This window comes from Ancylobacter sonchi (genome assembly GCF_018390695.1).
GTDB lineage: Bacteria > Pseudomonadota > Alphaproteobacteria > Rhizobiales > Xanthobacteraceae > Ancylobacter > Ancylobacter sonchi.
Map to the genome: position 1 here is coordinate 1 of NZ_JAHBGF010000019.1, position 16,851 is coordinate 16,851.

At 69.6% G+C, this 16,851-nt stretch carries 14 protein-coding genes; 1 reads left to right on the forward strand and 13 read right to left on the reverse strand.

Annotation, left to right across the window (positions count from 1 at the left end):
• The 8 genes from KHC28_RS10010 to KHC28_RS10045 form a co-directional block, all read right to left on the reverse strand.
• Positions 1–808: DMT family transporter (locus KHC28_RS10010; protein WP_214008215.1), on the reverse strand; the 808-nt coding region annotated here is incomplete at its 3' end.
• A 104-nt stretch (positions 809–912) separates the two neighbouring features.
• A complete protein-coding gene (locus KHC28_RS10015) occupies positions 913–1,917 on the reverse strand; it encodes an ABC transporter ATP-binding protein (protein ID WP_214008325.1) in 1,005 nt (334 codons plus the stop codon).
• Positions 1,917–2,912 carry an ABC transporter ATP-binding protein gene (locus tag KHC28_RS10020; protein ID WP_214008216.1) on the reverse strand — a complete coding sequence of 332 codons (996 nt, stop codon included), beginning with the start codon at positions 2,910–2,912 and terminating at the stop codon, positions 1,917–1,919. The genes KHC28_RS10015 and KHC28_RS10020 overlap by 1 nt, the downstream gene beginning before the upstream one ends.
• An 8-nt stretch (positions 2,913–2,920) precedes the next feature.
• Positions 2,921–3,802, reverse strand: coding sequence for an ABC transporter permease (locus tag KHC28_RS10025; protein ID WP_246564656.1), 882 nt, complete (start codon positions 3,800–3,802; stop codon positions 2,921–2,923).
• Positions 3,803–3,812: 10 nt separating this feature from the next.
• Positions 3,813–4,826 (reverse strand): ABC transporter permease, encoded by a 1,014-nt coding sequence (locus KHC28_RS10030; protein ID WP_214008217.1) that lies wholly within the window; start codon positions 4,824–4,826, stop codon positions 3,813–3,815.
• Position 4,827: 1 nt separating this feature from the next.
• A complete protein-coding gene (locus tag KHC28_RS10035; protein WP_214008327.1) occupies positions 4,828–6,414 on the reverse strand; it encodes an ABC transporter substrate-binding protein in 1,587 nt (528 codons plus the stop codon).
• A gap of 535 nt (positions 6,415–6,949) precedes the next feature.
• Positions 6,950–7,642, reverse strand: a complete 693-nt coding sequence (locus tag KHC28_RS10040; RefSeq protein ID WP_214008218.1) for a TetR/AcrR family transcriptional regulator — start codon at positions 7,640–7,642, stop codon at positions 6,950–6,952.
• A gap of 109 nt (positions 7,643–7,751) precedes the next feature.
• The gene (locus KHC28_RS10045; RefSeq protein ID WP_214008219.1) at positions 7,752–8,471 is read right to left on the reverse strand and encodes a TetR/AcrR family transcriptional regulator; all 720 of its coding nucleotides are present in this window, start codon (positions 8,469–8,471) and stop codon (positions 7,752–7,754) included.
• Between the two features lie 221 nt (positions 8,472–8,692).
• Here KHC28_RS10045 and KHC28_RS10050 point away from each other — a divergent pair, with 221 nt between their 5' ends.
• Complete coding sequence (locus KHC28_RS10050; protein ID WP_214008220.1) at positions 8,693–9,988, forward strand: aminotransferase class III-fold pyridoxal phosphate-dependent enzyme; 1,296 nt, start codon at positions 8,693–8,695, stop codon at positions 9,986–9,988.
• Between the two features lie 235 nt (positions 9,989–10,223).
• Here KHC28_RS10050 and KHC28_RS10055 read toward each other — a convergent pair whose 3' ends face one another.
• From KHC28_RS10055 to KHC28_RS10075, 5 genes are all read right to left on the reverse strand, one after another.
• Positions 10,224–12,848 carry an AAA family ATPase gene (locus KHC28_RS10055; protein WP_214008221.1) on the reverse strand — a complete coding sequence of 875 codons (2,625 nt, stop codon included), beginning with the start codon at positions 12,846–12,848 and terminating at the stop codon, positions 10,224–10,226.
• The gene (locus KHC28_RS10060) at positions 12,845–13,975 is read right to left on the reverse strand and encodes a metallophosphoesterase family protein (RefSeq protein ID WP_214008222.1); all 1,131 of its coding nucleotides are present in this window, start codon (positions 13,973–13,975) and stop codon (positions 12,845–12,847) included. The genes KHC28_RS10055 and KHC28_RS10060 overlap by 4 nt, the downstream gene beginning before the upstream one ends.
• Before the next feature lie 173 nt (positions 13,976–14,148).
• Entirely contained in the window at positions 14,149–14,940 is a 792-nt protein-coding gene (locus KHC28_RS10065) for a MetQ/NlpA family ABC transporter substrate-binding protein (protein WP_214008223.1), read from the reverse strand.
• 27 nt (positions 14,941–14,967) lie between these two features.
• Positions 14,968–15,633, reverse strand: coding sequence for a methionine ABC transporter permease (locus KHC28_RS10070; RefSeq protein ID WP_214008328.1), 666 nt, complete (start codon positions 15,631–15,633; stop codon positions 14,968–14,970).
• 4 nt (positions 15,634–15,637) lie between these two features.
• Entirely contained in the window at positions 15,638–16,840 is a 1,203-nt protein-coding gene (locus KHC28_RS10075) for a methionine ABC transporter ATP-binding protein (RefSeq protein WP_376772656.1), read from the reverse strand.
• Positions 16,841–16,851: the final 11 nt, after the last annotated feature.

Genomic DNA, 16,851 nt, shown 5'->3' on the forward strand with positions numbered 1-16,851 from the left:
CCACCGAGCCGGCGATCTGGCGCGGGCCGACGGCATCGCCGGTGATCATCACTCCGAGCGCCACCGTCATGATCGGCATGGCGAGGGTGAGCGGGGCGACGAGATTGGCGTCGTAGCGGCGCAGCAGCCCGAAATAGCTGGTGTGCGCCCACACCGTGACCACGACCACCGAGAACAGCAGCGCCGCCAGGAACAGCCAGCCGCCATCGAGCGAGGTGGCGAGCTGGTTGCTCTCCAATGTCAGCGAGGCAAGGGCGAGCGGCATCCACGAGATGACGCCGACCCAGGCCTGCAGGCGCAGCGGCTCGATGTGGCGCAGCCGCTTGAGCAGGATGCTGCCGACCGACAGCGACAGGGTGGAGCCGACAATGGCGAGAAGGCCGATCGAGGCGCGCATCTCGTCCGGGTTCCAGATCACCACCAGCACCCCGGCGAGCGCGACGACGGTGCCGACCACCGCCTTGGTGGTCATGCGCTCGCGCAGCACCGTCACCGACAGGATGGCGGTGAAGGGGATGCCGAGCTGGAGCACGATGGCGGCGCTCGACGGCGTGGAGGCGGTCAGGCCGAGGAACAGCAGGCCGAAATGGCCAGCGCCGACCAGCAGGGCGACGATGGCGATACGGCCGAGCTGCTCGGGGAGCGGGCGCAGCATTGGCGCCAGCACCCCTGCCACCAGCAGGAAGCGGATTGCCGCGTAGTAGATCGGCGGCACCGCCATATGGACGAAGACCAGCTTGCCGATGACCACGTTCACCGCCCAGATGAAGCAGACGAACATAAGCAGCAGGAAATCGGCGCGGCGCATGACGGGATGACGGAAGCTGGCAGGAAACGGGGCGTCGGGCGACGCGGGCGGGCGCCGCCGGTGTAGCCGACCGGCGGGCGCGGGGATAGGGCGCGCGGCTGGCCTCAGCCGGAACCTTCCGGGTGGTGGCAGGCGGCGAAATGGCCGTCGGCGAACTGGCGCAGCGGCGGCTCGGCCCGGGAGCACAGCTCGCTCGCCTTCCAGCAGCGGGTCCGGAAGCGGCAGCCGCTCGGCGGATTCATCGGGCTCGGCACGTCGCCCTTGAGCACGATGCGCGAGCGCGAGCGTTCGGCGCGCGGGTCCGGCAGCGGCACGGCGGAGAGTAGCGCCCGCGTATAGGGATGGCGGGGGTTCGCATAGAGGTCCTCCACCGCCGCGATCTCGACGATGCCGCCGAGATACATCACCGCCACCCGGCGCGAGATGTGCCTGACCACCGCCAGATCATGGGCGATGAACAAGTAGGAGACGCCGAGCCGCCGCTGCAGGTCCTGCAGCAGGTTGAGCACGCCGGCCTGCACGGAGACGTCGAGCGCCGAGACCGGCTCGTCGAGCACGATCACCTTCGGCTCCAGCGCCAAAGCGCGGGCGATGCCGACGCGCTGGCGCTGGCCGCCGGAGAGTTCGTGCGGGTAGCGCTCGGCCATTTCGGGGGAGAGCTGCACCAGGGCGAGCAGTTCCTCGATGCGGGCGGCGAGCGCGGCGGCGGGCAGCTTCGCGAGGCGCAGGGATTCGGCAAGGAGGCGTCGCACCTTCATGCGCGGATGCAGCGAGGCGAGCGGATCCTGGAAGACGATCTGCAGATCCTTGCGGATGGCGCGCAGCTCGGCGGGGGAGGCGCTGGCGATGTCGCGGCCGTCGATGCGCACCTCGCCGGCGGTAGGGGTGATCAGGCGCATGATGCAGCGCCCGAGGGTCGACTTGCCGCAGCCGGACTCGCCGACCAGGCCGAGCGTCTCGCCGGCGCCGAGCTTGAACGACACGCCGGTGACCGCGCGCACATGGCCGGTCGGCTTGTTGAGCAGGAGGCCGCGCCCGACCGGGAAATCCTTGACGAGGCCATGCACCTCGAGGATCGGCTCGGGAGCCGGGGTGGCGTGGGTTTCCATCATACTGGCACCTCCGCGAGATCGGCGGCGCGCCAGCACGCGCTTTCCACCACGCCGGCCCGGCGCAGCGGAGGCACGTCCTCGCCGCATGGCGCGAGCGCGACCGGGCAGCGCGGGCGGAAGGCGCAGCCGCGTGGGCGGTTGAACAGCGAGGGCGGCGTGCCCTCGATGGCGGTGAGCGGGCCGTCGCCGCCATCGAGCCGGGGCAGGGCGGCGATGAGGCCGCGCGTATAGGGATGGCGCGAGGCGTAGAACACGTCGTCCACCGTGCCCTGCTCGACGATGCGCCCGCTATACATCACCGCGATGCGGTCGGCGGCACCGGCCACGACGCCAAGATCGTGGGTGATGAGGATGAGGCCGATGCCGCGCTCCTCGCGCAATTTGTGCAGCACGTCCATGATCTGCGCCTGCACGGTGACGTCGAGCGCCGTGGTCGGCTCGTCGGCGATCAGGAGCTCCGGCCGGTTGGCGATCGCCATGGCGATCATGGCGCGCTGGCGCATGCCGCCGGAGAATTCGTGTGGGTACTGGGCGGCGCGGCGGTCCGGCTGCGGGATCGCGACTTCCGCCAGCAGCTCGACGGCGCGGTCCCACGCCGCCCGTTTCGACAGCGCGGCGTCGTGCAGCCGCAGCGCCTCGACGATCTGTGCGCCGACGGTGAGCACCGGGTTGAAGGCGGTGAGGGGATCCTGGAAGATCATGCCGATCTTCGCGCCGCGCAGCCGGTCCATCTCCGCCCGCGGGGCGCCGACCAGCTCGCGGCCATGAAACGTCACGCTGCCGGTGATCGTCGCCGAGGGCGGCAGCAGGTGCATCAGCGCCATCATGGCGACGCTCTTGCCGGAGCCGCTTTCGCCGACGATGCCCAGCACCTCGCCCGGCTTCAGGCTGAGATCGACGCCGCAGATCGCCTCCGCCGGGCCGCGCGGGGTGTTGAAGGTGACGCGCAGGTCGCGGATGTCGATGAGCGGCGTGGGATCGAGGACTGTCATGATCGCCCTCAGCTGGAACGCGGGTCGAGGAGGTCGCGCAGGCCGTCGCCGAGGAAGCTGAAGCCGAGCACCAAGGTGAGGATCGCCATGCCGGGGCCGAAGGCGACCCACCAATTGTAGAAGCGCGAGGCGCCCTCGGAGATCATCGAGCCCCATTCCGGGGTGGGCGGCGAGGCGCCGAGCCCGATGAAGCTGAGCGAGGCGGCGAGCAGCACGACCTGGCCGAAATCCATCGTCGCGTTGACGAGGATCGGCGTCCAGCACAGCGGCAGGATATGCACGCACAGCACCCGCGTGTGCCCGGCGCCGCCGGCGACGGCGGCTTCCACATGCTCGCGCTCGCGCACCTCCAGCACCTGCGCCCGCATCAGCCGGGCATAGATCGGCCACCAGACGATGACCATGGCGAACGCGGCGTTGACGAGGCCGGGGCCGAGGATCGCCGCCACCGTCATGGCGAGCAGGATCGGCGGGAAGGCGACGGTGACGTCGACGAGGCGCATGATCAGCCCGTCGACCACGCCGCCGACATAACCGGCGATGGCGCCGAGTGCCGCGCCGATGGCGACGCCGGCCGCCACCACGCCGATGGCCACCGGCACCGAGAACACCGCGCCGTGCAGCGTGCGCGAGAGCACGTCGCGGCCGAGCGCATCGGTGCCGAGCCAGTGCGACAGGCTCGGCGCCTGCAGCCGCTTGCCGGCGATCTGCAGCGGCTCGGGCAGGCCCCAATACTGCACGGTCAGCGCGGCGATCACCCAGAACAGCACAACCGCGCCGCCGAAGAGAGCGGGGGCGGGCAGCCGGCGCAGCGCGGCGAGTGCCCGCGCGGCTGCGGAGGGCCGGCTATTGGCGGCGGGGAGGGCCATGTCGAGGGTCCGGTCCGTCATCGCGCCCGCCTCACTGGAGCTTCACGCGGGGATTGGCGAGCGCATAGGCGAGGTCGGTCGCCAGATTGGCGAGCAGGAAGGCGAGAGAGCCGACCAGCGTGACGCCGATGATCGCCGGGAAATCCAGCGAGCGGGCGGAGGACACCGCATAGGAGCCGATGCCCGGCCAGGAGAACACCGTCTCGGTCAGCACCGCGCCGGTGATGAGATAGGCGAAGGAAAAGCCGATGATGGTCAGCGTCGGGATCAGCGCGTTGCGCAGCGCGTGATGCAACATTACCCGCTTCTCGCCGGCCCCCTTGGCGCGGGCGGTGCGGATATAGTCCTGCCCCAGCACTTCCAGCAGGCTAGAGCGCACCAGCCGCACGATGACGCCGACCACCGACCAGCCGAGCACCACCGCCGGCAGCAGGAGATGGTGCAGCGCCTCGACGAACAGCGGCAGGTTGCCGGCGAGCAGCGCGTCGATGGTGTAGAGGCCGGTGATGCCGGGCGGGGCGACGCTGCGGGCGTCGAGCCGGCCCGGGCCGGGCAGCCAGCCGAGCTGCACCGAGAACACGAAGAGCAGCAGCAGGCCCGACCAGAACACCGGCAGCGACGAGCCGATCAGCGCGAACATGCGTGCGAGATAGTCGGCCGCGCGGTCCCGGTAGCGCGCGGCGACGACGCCGAGGGTGATGCCGAACAGAGTGGCGAAGCTCATCGCCGCCAGCACCAGCTCGAAGGTGGCGGGCAGCCGGTCGGCGAGATCGGCGCTGACCGGGCGGCGGGTGGAGAAGGAGGTGCCGAGATCGCCCTGCACCAGGTTGCCGATATAGAGGGCGTAGCGCTCCGGCAGGCTCTTATCGAGGCCCCATTTCTGCTTCGCCGCCGCCACCACTTCCGGGTTGTTCATCTGACGCTCGGGGACGATCGCGGAGAGCGGGTCGCCCTTGGTCATCTGCGACAGGAAGAAGGCGACGGTCGCCACCCCCAGCAGCAGCAGGGGGGTGGCGATGACGCGGCGAAGCACGAAGCGCAGCATCTCACTTCTTCCGGCTGATCTCGGCGACCGGCAGGTTGCAGCAGGCGCTGTAGCGCACGCCCTCGATGTCGGCGCGATGGGCGAGCACCAGGTCGGGCGAGACCATCGGGATGATGATGTTGTCGGCCATCATCTCCAAAGCGAGCTCGTGGAAGGCCTTCTCCTGGTCGGCGCCGGCCGAGGCGAGCGCCTTGGCGAGCAGAGGCGCCTCCTTCGAGTTGATGATGGCCGGATTGTTGGCCGCACCGGCGCGCTTCGACCAAGAGGTGCCGGGCATCATCGCGAAATAGTCGGCATACTGGCCGGTGCCGTAATAGTCCGGCGCGTAGTAGACGGCGGTGAGCGGGATGCCGTCGCCATTCACCTGGGTGCGCCAGACCGGATAGGTCGAGGGCTTCAGGCTGACCTTGACGCCGATGCGCGCGAGGTCCTGCTGCACCTTCTGCATCATCAGGTTGATGTCGACGCCATAGATGTTGTCGTTCGGATAGACCGCCTCAATCTCGAAGCCGTCCGGCACGCCGGCCTTCTTCAGGAGCTCCTTCGCCTCGGCGAGGTTCTCCTTGCGCTCCGGCAGACCCTCGGTGCCCGAGAAGCCGTTGGGGATGGCGGTCGACTGCTTCTTGCCCTTGCCGCCGACCGTGAAGTCGATCATCCCCTCATAATCGATGGCCAGCGCGATCGCCTTGCGCACGTCCGGCGTGAGCGGAACCGTGTTCGACTTCGCCCCGGCGCCGAGCGCGATGTAGAGGAAGTTGTAGGAGGGGATGATCTCGGTCTTCACCTGCGGCGAGGCGAGCGAACCGGCCGTGTCCATGTCGATCTGCATGGCGATGTCGGCGGCGCCGGATTCCAGCATCTGCGCCTGGGCCACCGAATCCTTGGTCTGGCGGAACACCACTTCCGAGAAGGCCGGCTTCTTGCCCCAATAGGCTTCGTTCCGGGTCAGGCGCAGTTCGTCATCCGGCCGGTAGGCGCTGAGGGCGAAGGGACCGGAGCCGGCGGAGTGGGTCAGGAACCAGGCTTCCGCCTTGTCGGTCTTGTCGGCGTCGGCATCCGCCGTGGCGCCCTGGGCGATGGCGACGTCGCTGTTGATGACGCCGGTGAAGCCGGCCGAGAGCTTGTTGAGGAACTCGGAGTTGGAGGCGTCGAGCGTGATGACGACGGTCTTCGGGTCGGTGACCTCGATGGATTTCACGCCGTCCATGAAGAAGGACGGGTTGCCCTTCATGTTCTTCAGCCGCTCGAACGACCACTTCACGTCCTTGCCCTCCACCGGAGAGCCATCGGCGAACACCGCCGTCGGGTCGATGTGGAAGGTGAAGACGGTCTGGTTTTCGTTGGCTTCCCAGCTCTTGGCGAGGCGGGGCACGATGGTCTTGTTGTCCGGCGCCAGGGTGGTGAGGGGATCGTAGATCGAGGTCAGCACGATCTGGCAGGTGTCGCAGAAGGCGCGGGCCGGATCGAGGGCGTTGACGTCCATCGAGCGGGCGATGACCAGCGTGTCTTTCTCCTGCGCGCTCGCGGCGGAGGAGAGGGACGTCGCGAGCGATGCGGCGAGCGTCAGTGCCAGCGCCGTGCTTCCCATCAGGCGCAGCGGCCGCGCCAGAACGTCATATGCCATTGGGTTCCCCTTCGATCATGCCTGGGTCGATATCTGGGTCGAGGACGCGGGTTGCGGATGGACGTCGCGGCCTCGGCATCCGGCGCCGCGACGAACTCGATATTCCCGGCGGTTCTCCCACCGGTGGAGGGCCGTCGCCCGCTGCCGCCGCCGGATCGCCGCGCGCGAAATTCCACGCGGCAGGCTCGGCATGCTCAGGGCCGCGCTCGCTGTTGTTGAAAATAAATAATGATAATTTTGTCGATTATCAACGCGACTTTGACCGAAAGAGCGGCGACGGCCCCGCTTGCCGATAATTTGAGCGGTATGGCTGGGGTCTAGGCACGATTTTGCCGCTTCTGCGGCTGTTTTCGCCGATCTTTCCCGCAGTTTCGAGGTTGGGAAATGGGGCGTTACCAGGCGAGCTGCCGCCGTTCGGCCCCGAAAGTGGGTCGAAGAAAATGAGAGAAAAGTCGATAAAATCTTGAAGGCGGCGCAGCTGTGTGGGTGGAAGGTGCGCTCAATCCGTGCGCGGCTGCAGCTCTTCGGGCAGGAAGCAGCGCAGATAGACCAGCGTGGCGCGGATCGCCTCGTCGACATACTCGTCGGTGATCCGCCGATGGTGGCTATAGGAATAAGCCCAGATGCCGTCGAGGATCGCCAGTGAGACGGCGATCCGCCGGGGCAGGTCCGGCATCGGCGCCATGACGAAATGGCGGTGCAGGTAATCCGCCCGCATGGCGGCGAGCCGGTCGTTGCCGGCCACGTCGGTGTTGCGCACCTCGGCGCTGACGCCGGCCCCCATGAACAGGCGCAGCGCCGCCGGATTGTCGTTGAGGAAGCGGGCGGTGTTGCGCACCCGGAAGGCGAAGACATCCTGCCAGCGCAGCGGCGCGCTGCCGGCCGGGAAGGTGGCCAGCTCGTGGATCTGCCGGTGGTAGCGCTGCGCCAGCGCCACCAGCGCGGCGTTGCGGTTCGGAAAGAAATGGTAGAGCGAGGCGAGCGGCACGCCGGCGCGGGCGGCGATGTTGGCGAGGCTGACCTCCTCGTCCGGGCGCTCGCCGATCAGCGTCGCGGTGGCGTCGAGCAGATGCTCGAAGCGCTCGATACCTCGCTTGCGGACTGGCGGGCGGTGGAGCGTTCCGCCGGTGTCTGGGCCGCCGGTATCTTGGCCGCCGGTATCCTGGCTGCCAGCATCTTGGCTATCTGTCATGCCGCCTCGTGCCGCCGAAGCGTCGGTGAAGTCGATTAACGTCCTGGCTGTCGGCGAGGATTTGCCAGTTGACGGGTGTCGTCAATCGTTCAAACCGATATTTCTCTCATTATGGCTGTCGGGTCGGTGGTGATCCGCCGGCCTGCGGCGGGCGCGGTGCGATCCATTCCGGCAAATAGAGTCGCATATAGGCGAGGACCGCGCGGGTGCTTTCCTCGATCGAGGTGGGGGTGATGCAGCGGTGCTGGCTGTAGGAAAGCGCCCAGATGCCGTCGCACAGCGCCAGCGAGGTCGCTACCCTGTCGATCCAGTCCGGCACCGGTGGCATGACGAAATAGCGTTCGAGCAGCTCGATGCGGGCCTCGCTCATGGCGAGGGTGCCGGCCATGTCGCGCTTGCGCACCTCGGCGCTGATGCTGGCGCCGAGAAACAGCTTCATCAGTGCCGGGTGCTCATTGTAGTAGGCGGCGCCGGCCCGCACCCGCCGGGTGATCAGCTCCTGCCACGTCGCCGGGCGCGGCGTCAGTTCGACGCGGACGGTCTCGCCCATCTCCGCCAGGCAGGATTCCGCCAGCGCCACCAGCGCCGCTTCCTTGTTCGGGAAGAAGTGGTAGATCGAGGCGGTCGGCACCCCCGCGCGCTCGGCGATCTGGTAGAGGCCGACCTCGCTGACATCGTGCTCGGCGAGCAGGGAGTCGGTGGCCTCGATCAGCACTTTCAGCCGCAGCTGGCCGCGCCGGCGGCGCGCCGGGGCTCGCTCGGTGGCCATGGTTTCGCTGTCATCGTCGCTCTCGCGGCTGGCGTCAGCCTCGCCGGTATCGCTGCTCATCCTGCCCCCGCCTCGCTTTTTCCCCGAAGGAGGCTAGCCGGGCGGCGGCGGTGCCGCAAATCGCCCGCATCGCGTATGTGCAGTTTCCGATTGATAGTCGATATTTTTATCATTATTGTCCTTGTCGAACTCGCCAGACATGCTTGTGGAGCGTTTCGGGACACCGCCCGGCCGTCCGACGCGCATCGCCGGCGCCTCCTTCCAGAACCGGGATCTCCTTCATGAGCTGGACCAATTCGCGCAATGCCGAACTCAAGGAACGGGCGGCCAAGGTGATCCCCGGCGGCATGTACGGGCACGAATCGACAGCGCTGCTGCCGGCAGACTTCCCGCAGTTCTTCCGCCGCGCCGAGGGGACGCGGCTGTGGGACGCGGATGATAATGAATATATCGACTATATGTGCGCCTACGGCCCCAATCTGCTCGGCTATCGCCAGCCGGAGGTCGACGCGGCGGTGCGGGCTCAGATGCAGCTCGGCGATACGCTGACCGGCCCGTCCGAGATCATGGTGACGCTGGCCGAGGACATGGTCGGCATGCTCAGCCACGCCGACTGGGCGATGTTCTGCAAGAACGGCACCGATGCCACCTCGATGGCGACGGTGATCGCCCGCGCCCATACCGGCAAGCGCAAGATCCTGGTCGGCAAGGGCATCTATCACGGCGCCGCGCCGTGGTGCACGCCGGGGCCGGCAGGCATCCTCTCCGAGGATCGCGGACATATCGTCTATTACCGCGACCAGGACCCGCAGAGCCTCGCCGAGGCGGTGAAGGCGCATGAAGGCGACATCGCCGCGATCTTCGCCACCCCGTTCCGCCACGAGACCTTCCGCGACCAGTCCGAACCCGACGCCACCTTCGCCCGCGAGGCGCGCCGCCTCGCCGACGCCGAGGGCGCGGTGCTGGTGCTCGACGAGGTGCGCGCGGCGTTCCGCCTGTCGCGCGACGGCGCCTGGGCGTCGCTGGGCGTGAAGCCGGACCTGACCTCGATCGGCAAGGTGATCGGCAATGGCCAGCCGATCTCGGCGCTGGTCGGGCTGGAGCACATGCGCAAGGCGGCCACCAGCGTGTTCGTCACTGGCTCCTACTGGTTCTCGGCGGTGCCGATGGCGGCGGCGATCGCCACGCTGAAGATCGTCCGCGAGAGCGATTATCTCGAGCACACCGAGCGCATGGGCCGGATGCTGCGCGAGGGGCTGGACGCCCAGGCGGCGGCTCATGGCTTCACGCTGCGCCAGAGCGGGCCGGTGCAGATGCCGCAGATCCTGTTCGCCGACGACCCGGAGATGCGGCTCGGCTATTTCTGGACGGCGGCGGCGGTGCGGCGCGGCGTGTACCTGCACCCCTACCACAACATGTTCATCAACGCGGCGCTGACCGAGAAGGACGTGGCGCTGACGCTGGAGGCGACCGACGGCGCCTTCGCGGCGCTGAAGGCGCAGGACCGCGCCAGCCTGCCGCTGGAGCGCCCGGTGGTGCGCGATCGGCTGGAGCGCGCGGCGCTGCTGTCGGCGTGAGCGACTGCGGGAGTCGCGGCGTGCACCTGGGTGCGGGTCGCGGCGGCTGAACGAACGAGAGTGGACCCGTCGCATTCACGGCGGGGCCATCATCAGGCTGGCCGTCAATACGGCAGATGTCGTGGTTCCGGTCGATGATACGATAGCCGGCTTCTCGCCGAGTCCCGGCTTTGTCAGGATCGGCTTCGTCGGTGGGCAGGCTCGCGCTCCGGCGGAATCGCGCCGGGAGGCGGCTTCAGCCGAGGTCGGGCTGCCAGGGCTGCATGTGCAGCACATTGCCGCCGAGCCGGGAGAAGGCGCGCTGGCGGCAGGAGAACACGATGATCTGCTGCTCCAGCGCCTGCCGGTGCAATGCGTTGAACATCTTCTCGATGCGGTCGTCGTCGGAATAGACCAGCGCGTCGTCAAGGATCACCGGCGCCGGCCGTCCGTCGCGCGCCAGCAGCCGGGCGAAGGCGAGGCGGGTGAGCACCGAGAGCTGCTCGCGCATGCCGCCCGATAGCCGGTCCACCTCCTCGTCCTGGCCGTTGCGGCGCACCGCCTGCGGCAGCAGGGTCTTCTCGTCGAAAACGATCGAGATGTCGTCGAACAGCAGGCCGAGCAGCGGCTTGAGCTCAGCCAGCACCGGCTGGAGATAGAGGTCGCGCGCTGCCGAGCGGGAGGCATTGAGCGCACCGCGCAGCCGATCGAGCACCGCCACCTCGGTCTCGAAGGCGGCGACGCGTGCCTCGGCCGCCTGGAGCGCATCGCGGGTCTCGCCCCACGCCTCCTCCACCGCATCGTCGGAACGGGTGCGAATCTGGCCATTGAGGTCGGCAAGCGCGATGTTGAGCCGGCTTTCTTCCTGCGCGGCGGCGTCCTCGACCGAGCACGCCCGGCGCAGGACGGCTTCGGCGGAGGCGAGGTCGGGGGCGGCCGCGCGCAGTTCATCCGCCCTCGCCGCGACAGCCTCGAAGGCGGCGCGATGCTCGGCTGCTGCGACGACGAGGCCACGCTCCCGCTCGGGGCGTTCGGCGTCCGGGCCGAGCAGAGCGTCGAGGCGGGCGAGCTCGCCGGCCAGCGCGGCATGGGCGGCCTCGGCCTCCACCCGCGCTTCGTCGGCGCGGCCCTGCAAGGGCTGGACCTCGCGGACGGCGTTGCGGGCGAGCTTCACGCGCTGGTCGGCGCGGGCGAGGGCCGCGCGCGCCTGTTCCGGGTCGGCCTTCAGCTCCAGCGCCTCCGGCAGTACGGCGGCGCGGCGGGCGACCTCCTCGCGCAGTCTGGGCAGGCCGTCGGGAGCGAGGTGGCGCAGCTCAAGGCGCAGGCCGTCGCGCTCGGCCGCCTTCTCCTGCGCTTCCCCCTGCCGGCGGCGGGCGGCGGTGAGGTCGGCGACGCCGAGGGACTGAAGCAGGTCGGCGCGGCCGCGCTCGGCGGTCCGGCGGGCATTGTCGGCGCCGGCCGGCCGGTTGGAGCGAACGGTGAGGGTGCCGAGGCCGGGAAGGACGAGCCGCGCCGTGTCGCGAATGGCGTGATCCGTATCTGAGGCCAGCGGCTCGCCGTCGAGCAGGACCGGGGCGGCGCCACCCTCATAGGCGAAGCGCAGCGAGGGCAGGCCGGCCTCCTCGGCGGCGCGCAGCCGGGCGATCTCGATCTCGACGCGCTGCAACTGCTCGATGGCCTCAGCGGGAAGCACGAGCAGCGCATGCGCGGCATCTGCCTGCTCCAGCCGGGCGCGCAGGGCCTCGGCCTGTTGCAGGCGCTGGCGAAGGGCATCGTGTTCCTGCATCGCCTGCCGGGCCTTGAGGGCAGCGTCGAGACGGGCGAGCAGGTCGCGCGCTGCTTGTTCCTCGGTCTCGGCGGCATGCACCTCGGCCGTGGCGGCGTCGATGGTGGTGGCGGCGGCGCGGCGGCGGGCCAGCGCCTCGGCGCGGCGGGTCTCAGTGCCCGCGAGCTCCGTGCGTAAGATGGTGGCGCGGTTTCGCGTGTCGCGGAAGCCGGCGAGCTCGCGCTCGGCGGCGTCGCGGCGATTGCCGGCGAGCGCGGCTTCCGCCGTCGCGGCCTTCAGCTTCTCGGCATGCGCCTTGGCGGCCTCGAAGGCGGCGCTCGCCGTCTCGACCGCGGCACGGCGGGCGGCCTTTTCCTCGGCTTGGCCGAGCTCGGCGAGGCGCCGGAGGGCTTTGGCGCGCTCGTCCAGCGCGTGGCGCAGCGCCTCGACCTCGCCGGCGAGAAGCCGTTCCTTGGTGGCGAGGGCGTCGCGGTTGCCGATCGCCTTGAAATAGGGGCCGGTGCTCTTGGGCTTCAGGGTCGGCGTGACGAGCAGGCCGAGCTCCTCCTCGCAGGAGGCGAGGATCTCCGACATGCGCCGGCCGCCGGTGATCGCCTCGACCTCGCCCTGCACCGAGGTGAGCAGGCTCTCGCGGACCTGCCGCTCGTCCTCGTCCTCCTTGCGCTTCTCAAGGCCGGTATTGCCCTGCCGTACCCAGAGCAGCCCGGCCGGGCCGGCGGTGCCGCCGCGAATGAGCCCGGCGATGAAGCGCTCGGCCTCGTCCGCCTGCGCGACGAGGCGCCCGGTCGAAAGGTCGACCACGCTGGCTCGTTTTCCACCAATGAACTGCTTGGTGAGACGGAAGCGGCCCTCCGGCACCGTGATGTCGGCCTCCACCAGCGGGTTGCCGCCGCTATAGGGCTGGAGGCGCTTCACGTCCTTGGGCAGCCCGGTGTGCGGCTGGAAGAACAGCGCGTGCAGCGCCTCGAAGCTGGTCGACTTGCCGAACTCGTTAGCGGCGCACAGCACGTTGACGCCGTCGCCTATGCCCTCGATGGCGACGCCCTGGCGGGCGAAGCGCTTGACGTTGTGAAGGCGCAGTGCCGCGATCTTCATGTGCCGGCCTGCTGGCTAAGCGAGAAAAGACGGGCGAGCGCGGCGCGGGCAATGGCGCGCTCGGTGGCGGAGCGGGTCTCGTCGAGGCTCTCGGCGGAGAGCGCCTCGGCGGCCTCGCGCAGCGCACCGGCACGGTCGATGAGGTCGAGGTCGCCGGCTTCGACATCGGTGGCGAGCCCGCTGTCGTCGAGTTCCAGCAGGGCAAATTCCGGTGCGGCATGGTCGAGGGCGGCGGCGAGCGCGGTGCGTACGACAAGGCTGGTGCGGCCGGAGGCGAGGACCCTTGCCAGCGTCTGCCGTCGCGCCGGGCCGGGCGGCAACAGGCCGGCGAGCCCGGCGGCGCCGTCGTCGCCCGACAGCAGATACAGCGGCAGCTCGCGCCAGGCGAAGCTGGCGGTCTCGACCGGCATTACGTTCGGCGGCGCGGCGGGGGCGTCGAGGCTCACCAGCAGCGCCGTGCCGGGGCGGTCATGCTTGAAGCGGTCGGGCTCCGGCGTGCCGCTGTAGCGGGTGCGGGAATCGACCTCCACCGCACCGTGCCAGTCGCCCAGCGCGAGATAGGCGAGGCCGGCGCGCGCCGCGCGATCAGGCGCCAGCACGTCGAGGCCGACGCCTTCCTCGGAGAAGTCGCGTATGGCGCCATGGGCGAGGCCGAGCCGCAGCGCACCCTCCGGGGTGGCGGCGGCGTCCATCCATTCGGTGAGGTCGCGGCCGGGGCGGCGGGTGGTGCAGGGCGCCGGCAGCAGCACGACACTGGGCGCCAGCTCCAGCGGCGCCGGCTCGACGGCGAGCACGACATTAGGCGGCGCCTCGGCGCGCAGGGCGTTCCACAGCTGGCTCGCCTGCAGCGAATCGTGGTTGCCGGGCAGGATCACCCAGACGAGCGGGGCATGATGACCCATCTCCGCCAGCGCCTGCCGGCGCACGCCAGGCGAGGGGGTCTCGGTGTCGAAGGTGTCGCCGGCCAGCAGGATGGTGCCGGCGCCCTGCGCGCGGGCGGCGGCGGCGAGGCGCCCGAGCACCGCGTGGCGGGCGTCGCGCAGGCGGCCTCTTAGGTCCACGTCGGCGATGTTGCCGAAGCGCTTGCCGAGATGCAGGTCGCTGGAATGCAGGAAGCGGAAGTTCATGCGGCGCCCGATTTAGGGCTGCCGGGCCATGACGCAACGGCGCAGGCAGCTACGCTGCCTGTCGGCTGCGGTCCGGTCCGATGGCGAATCGTGCGGCTGTGCATGGCGCCAACATGCCCCCCAACGGGCGCCGGCGCCAGTGGCGCTGCCGCTTCGCGGGGGCCGCGCCGGCCTCACCAGGAGGTCAGCACCGAGCCCTTGAACTGCTTATCGATGAAGGCCTTCACCTCCGGCGAGCGATAGGCTTCCACCAGCGTCTTCACCCAGGGCTTGTCCTTGTCGGCACTACGCACGGCGATGACATTGACATAGGGGCCGGAGGCGTCCTCACGCAGGATCGGGTCCTTCACCGGATCGAGGCCGGCGGAGACGGCGTAGTTGGTGTTGATACCGGCGGCATCGACATCGGCGAGCGCGCGCGGGGTCTGCGCCGCCTCCAGCTCGATGATGCGCAGCTTCTTCGGATTGTCGACGATGTCGAGGATGGTCGGCTTGAAGCCGACGCCGTCGCGCAGCTTGATGATGCCCTTCTCCTGCAGCAGCAGCAGGGTGCGCCCACCATTGGTCGGGTCGTTCTGGATGGCGACGGTGGCGCCGTCCGGCACCTCGGCCCAGCTCTTCCACTTCGACGAGTAGATACCCATCGGGAAGTTCACCGTGGTGGCCACCGATTCGATCGCGTAGCCGCGATCGGCCTTCTGGGCGTCGAGATAAGGCTGGTGCTGGAAGGAGTTGGCCTCGATCTCGCCGGCGTCGAGGGCCTGGTTCGGGATCACGTAGTCGGAGAACTCGACGATCTTGATGTCGAGCCCTTTGGCGGCGGCGACCGGCTTGGCGGCTTCCAGAATCTGCGCGTGCGGACCGGGGGTGGCGGCGACGCGGATGGTCTCGGCGCGGGCGGCGGTGCTGCCAGCCGCGCCGGCGAGGAGGATGGCGAGTGCCGCGAGGGCGGTGCGGGTAGTCATGGGCATTCTCCGGATTCGGACGTCAGTTCAGTGGCGGCGCAGCCGGCGGTTCACCTTCTTCGCCAGCGTCTCGCCGAGCGACTGCACCGACTGCACCAGCACGATGAGCACGACGACGACGATCAGCATCACCTCCGGCATGAAGCGCTGGTAGCCGTAGCGGATGCCGAGATCGCCGAGGCCACCTCCGCCCACCGCGCCGACCATGGCGGAGTTGGACAGCAGGCTGACCACCGAGAGGGTGACGCCGAGCACCAGGCCGGGCAGCGCCTCCGGGATCAGCACCTTGCGCACGATCTGCAGCGGCGTCGCACCCATGGCGAGCGAGGCTTCGACGAGGCCCTGGTCGACCTCGCGCACCGCCGCCTCGACGATGCGGGCGATGAAGGGCGCGGCGGCGATGGAGAGCGGCACGATGGCGGCGGTGGTGCCGATCGAGGTGCCGGCGACCAACCGGGTGAACGGGATGATGGCGATGACGAGGATGATGAACGGCGTCGAGCGGGTGGCGTTCACCACCAGGCCGAGCACGCGGTTGACGGTGACGGCCTCGAACAGCTCGCCCTTGCCGCTGGTCGCGAGGAAGATGCCGAGCGGCAGGCCGGCGAGCGTGCCGATCAGCGCCGCGATGGCGACCATGTAGAGGGTCTCGAGCGTCGAGCTGACTATGAGGTTTACGATGGCCGGCGAGATGAGGTCAGAGAACATGGCCGATCACCTCCGTGCGGGCGCCGGCGGCATCGAGCGCCGCGCCGACGGCACCGCTCGCCCAGGCCTGAGTCGGGACGCCGACATAGAGCAGCGCGAAGGGGAGGGCGCCGATGCTGTCGATCTGGCCGCCGAGCAGGGCGATGTCGATGCCAAGCTCGCGGGCGAGGCGGGTGACGAGCGGCTGGCTGGCCGCCTCGCCGGTGAGGGTGAGGCGCAACACGCTCTGGCGCGCGCCGGCCGGGTCGTCGCGCAGGCGCCCGGCGAGTGTGGCGGGAATCTCGCGGCCGGGCAGGCTGCCGATGAAGGAGCGGGCGGTGGCGGTGCGCGGATGTGCGAACACCTCGGCGACCGGGCCTTCCTCGATGATCCGCCCGGCCTCGATGACGCCGACGCGGTGGCAGATCTCCTTGATCACCGCCATTTCGTGGGTGATCAGCACGATGGTGACGCCGAGCTCGGCATTCACCCGCGCCAGCAAAGCGAGGATGGAGCGCGTGGTCTCCGGATCGAGCGCGCTGGTCGCCTCGTCGGACAACAGCACCTTGGGATCGGTGGCGAGGGCGCGAGCGATGCCGACGCGCTGCTTCTGCCCGCCGGACAGTTCGACCGGGTAGCGGTCCCGCTTGTCGGCGAGGCCGACAAGGTCGAGCAGCCGCTCCACGCGGGTGCGGATCGCCGCGCGGGACAGGCCGGACAGCTCCAGCGGCAGTGCCACATTGTCGAAGGCACTGCGCGAGGAGAGCAGGTTGAAGTGCTGGAAGATCATGCCGATCTTCCGTCGCTCGGCGCGCAAGGCCGCCTCGTCGAGCCGATTGACGATGACGCCGTCGACGATCACCTCGCCGCCGGTGGGGCGCTCCAGTCCGTTGATGGTGCGGATCAATGTCGATTTGCCGGCGCCGGAACGGCCGATGATGCCGTAGATCTCGCCGCGCGGGATCTCGAGCGAGATGTCCTCCAGCGCCGTCACCGCCGCATCGGCGCCGCGGGCGGGGAAGGTCTTCGAGACGTTGCGCAGCACGATGGACGCGCCGCCGGCCGTGTCGTCGCGGCCCTGCCCGTTGCCGGGAGCCTTTCCGGGAGCGCCTGCCGTGCGAAAAGCCTCGCCGGTCGCCATGGGCATGGCGTCGGCGAGGTCGCGGAACAGGGCGGGCGGCAAGGTCGAGGCGGAGGCGTTCTGGAGCATCATCTCGGTCGTGC

Bases quoted from the DNA above. Each gene is read 5' to 3' on its own strand.
- KHC28_RS10015 (WP_214008325.1), bottom strand. From the start codon at position 1,917: ATGGAAACCCACGCCACCCCGGCTCCCGAGCCGATCCTCGAGGTGCAT.
- KHC28_RS10020 (WP_214008216.1), bottom strand. From the start codon at position 2,912: ATGACAGTCCTCGATCCCACGCCGCTCATCGACATCCGCGACCTGCGC.
- KHC28_RS10025 (WP_246564656.1), bottom strand. From the start codon at position 3,802: ATGACGGACCGGACCCTCGACATGGCCCTCCCCGCCGCCAATAGCCGG.
- KHC28_RS10030 (WP_214008217.1), bottom strand. From the start codon at position 4,826: ATGCTGCGCTTCGTGCTTCGCCGCGTCATCGCCACCCCCCTGCTGCTG.
- KHC28_RS10035 (WP_214008327.1), bottom strand. From the start codon at position 6,414: ATGGGAAGCACGGCGCTGGCACTGACGCTCGCCGCATCGCTCGCGACG.
- KHC28_RS10040 (WP_214008218.1), bottom strand. From the start codon at position 7,642: ATGACAGATAGCCAAGATGCTGGCAGCCAGGATACCGGCGGCCAAGAT.
- KHC28_RS10045 (WP_214008219.1), bottom strand. From the start codon at position 8,471: ATGAGCAGCGATACCGGCGAGGCTGACGCCAGCCGCGAGAGCGACGAT.
- KHC28_RS10050 (WP_214008220.1), top strand. From the start codon at position 8,693: ATGAGCTGGACCAATTCGCGCAATGCCGAACTCAAGGAACGGGCGGCC.
- KHC28_RS10055 (WP_214008221.1), bottom strand. From the start codon at position 12,848: ATGAAGATCGCGGCACTGCGCCTTCACAACGTCAAGCGCTTCGCCCGC.
- KHC28_RS10060 (WP_214008222.1), bottom strand. From the start codon at position 13,975: ATGAACTTCCGCTTCCTGCATTCCAGCGACCTGCATCTCGGCAAGCGC.
- KHC28_RS10065 (WP_214008223.1), bottom strand. From the start codon at position 14,940: ATGACTACCCGCACCGCCCTCGCGGCACTCGCCATCCTCCTCGCCGGC.
- KHC28_RS10075 (WP_376772656.1), bottom strand. From the start codon at position 16,840: ATGATGCTCCAGAACGCCTCCGCCTCGACCTTGCCGCCCGCCCTGTTC.